The sequence below is a fragment of the Leyella stercorea DSM 18206 genome, assembly GCF_000235885.1.
Lineage (GTDB): Bacteria > Bacteroidota > Bacteroidia > Bacteroidales > Bacteroidaceae > Prevotella > Prevotella stercorea.
The window spans coordinates 12,407-14,587 of sequence record NZ_JH379397.1 but is presented as its reverse complement, the minus strand read 5'-3'; the positions used below and the strand labels follow the sequence as shown (position 1 = coordinate 14,587).

2 protein-coding genes are annotated in these 2,181 nt (G+C 47.0%); one reads left to right on the top strand and one right to left on the bottom strand.

All coding sequences use genetic code 11. The annotated features are described in order from the left end of the window. Window positions 1-120: 120 nt before the first annotated feature. Window positions 121-786, bottom strand: coding sequence for a hypothetical protein (locus HMPREF0673_RS04010; protein WP_007898385.1), 666 nt, complete (start codon window positions 784-786; stop codon window positions 121-123). A gap of 206 nt (window positions 787-992) precedes the next feature. Between HMPREF0673_RS04010 and HMPREF0673_RS04005 the strand changes: the two genes are divergently transcribed. Continuing rightward, on the top strand, window positions 993-1,913 hold the full coding sequence (locus HMPREF0673_RS04005) for a hypothetical protein (protein ID WP_040596371.1): 921 nt from the start codon (window positions 993-995) through the stop codon (window positions 1,911-1,913). Window positions 1,914-2,181 lie beyond the last annotated feature (268 nt).

Sequence of the window (2,181 nt, the reverse complement as noted above, 5' to 3'; positions counted from 1 at the left end):
CGTTTAAGCCGAACTAAGCCTTTTTAGGCCTTTTTAAGCCTTGGGGTGGTAAGCCGAGCTAAGCCTCTTTAGGCCTTTCTAAGCCAAGGCGTAAAGAGGCTTAGAAAGGCTTAGTTCGGCTTAGACACTGCCAGAAACACCTTTGAAGTACTCCTTTAGCCTCTCCGCTGTTGTTGTCAGCACCTCGGGTGCCTCGTTGCTATACTTCTGCCATAGGCGTTGCGCCTCGTCGTTGAGTGGCGAGTGGGGTAGTGGCTCGCGCTTTAGTATGGGGTCGAACGTTTGGTATATCTTCAGCACCTCTACCACCTCTTCGGGCTTCAGCCCCATGAGGTGTGCCGTGTCCTGCACCTCGGGTGTCTCGCTGACCATGGTGTTGGTCATCAGTTGGAAGTAGAGGCAAAGGATAATGGTGAGCATCACCGGCGTCAGCTTCTCTGTGGGTGCTACGGGCAGATAGTCGTGCTCGAAGGGTTGCGTCAGGTCAATGCCGTTGTAGAAGGTGCTGCCTGCTCCGAAGCCCGTCATCTGTCTGAGGCGCTTCACATCGCGCGACAAGCGGCGTGGGTTGTCGGCGTACGTGTCCCATAGGCGTTGCAGCGAGGGAGTGGTGCGCTCTTTCAGTGCCTCCATCTGCTCCTGCAGAGTCTTTGGCGGTATGTGCAGTTCGAGTGCCAACTCCACCATCGAACGCGAGTACTCCGACTTAACGCCTGCCGGACTCTTCTGGTAGAGCTGCATGATGAGCAGCCAGTAGTCGTCGGTCCAAAGAGGATGAATTGCCATATATATATATTATTAATAATGTATTATTTCGTGATTGCAAAGTTACAGAAAGTCTTGCACATAAGGCACGCCATTCGTGGTTTTCTTGCAAATTAATAGTATAAATAGCCAAGTTGATTGAATTTTTTAAAATATTCTTGCAAAACATTAGCGATTTACAATTAATTTTGTACTTTTGCGGTAGATAAATTAAAAAATAAATGACTATGAAGAAAACTTTACTCTCTATGGCAGCTATGTTGCTGCTCGCAACTGGTGCTTCGGCACAGAAGTTGGACCTTACTGTTGCAGGTGAGGCAAATGTAGATAGCCGTTTTAATAAGTTTGAGCAGGTAGCTGCGCCAAAGGCTAACGGTATGAAGAAGTTAAAGGATGGTGATAAGTTGCTGGGATTCCCTGCTTCTGCAACTCCTGTTGCAAATGTTGGATGGCCAAGGGTGCCTGATGCTGCAAGTGCTGCTTCTCAGCTGATGCTTGACGAAAGTTGGTATGGTTATAATGTTATTGGTATCCGTTATCTTCTCTTGGGTTCTTTGGGTGAAAATACTAAAGAAGCTCCTGTTGGTGTATATGTTTGGGGTATTCCTGAAAGTGGGAAACAGGAGGATCTTTTGGCTGCTGAAAAGCTGTTGAATGAAGGCGATTATGAACTTTCTGTAGTTAATGATCATCAGCTGACAGCAAACTGGAATGAAACATATTTCGACGAACCATTTAAACTTTCTGATAAAACAGTAGCTTTGCGTTATGGTTTTATGTATGTTCAAGATACAAATGATGATGATGGAAATCTTGCAGCTGCTCCGTTCTTAATGGGTAAGTTCGGTGACGAAGAGGAATTCCCAGATCCAAATAGCGGAAATGCTCCTTTCCTTGTGTTTGGAACATTTGATGAGAAACAAGGTTGGTACCTATATTCAGCTTCCGACTATCCTTATGCCCTCTGTGTTCAGGTTATAGTAAGAACCCCGAATGGTGAGACTGCTATCCTTGGTGTAGATGCTTCAGGCAAGGCTTATGAGAAGCAGTACTACTCTCTCGACGGCAAGAAGCTCTCTGCTCCTCAGAAGGGCATCAACGTTGTTAAGATGAGCGACGGCACATCTAAGAAGGTGCTTGTTAAGTAAATATCTGAAAACACATATAAATGAAAATCCCAACGGAGGTTCGCCTCTGTTGGGATTTTTTTTAGGGGGTGCACTTGTCTCCGCTCGGCTTCGCCGCTTGCCAGAGCAAGAAGTGCACCAACCGTGCAGAAATGCATCGTTTACTTTGTTGGTGCAGCAGAGACTGCTGCACCCCCTGGAAGTGCACCAACCGAGCAAGCACTGCACCAACCGCGCTAACCATAAGAGGTTATGTTGGGGTGCGTGGGTATGGCAGGGATGCCATACC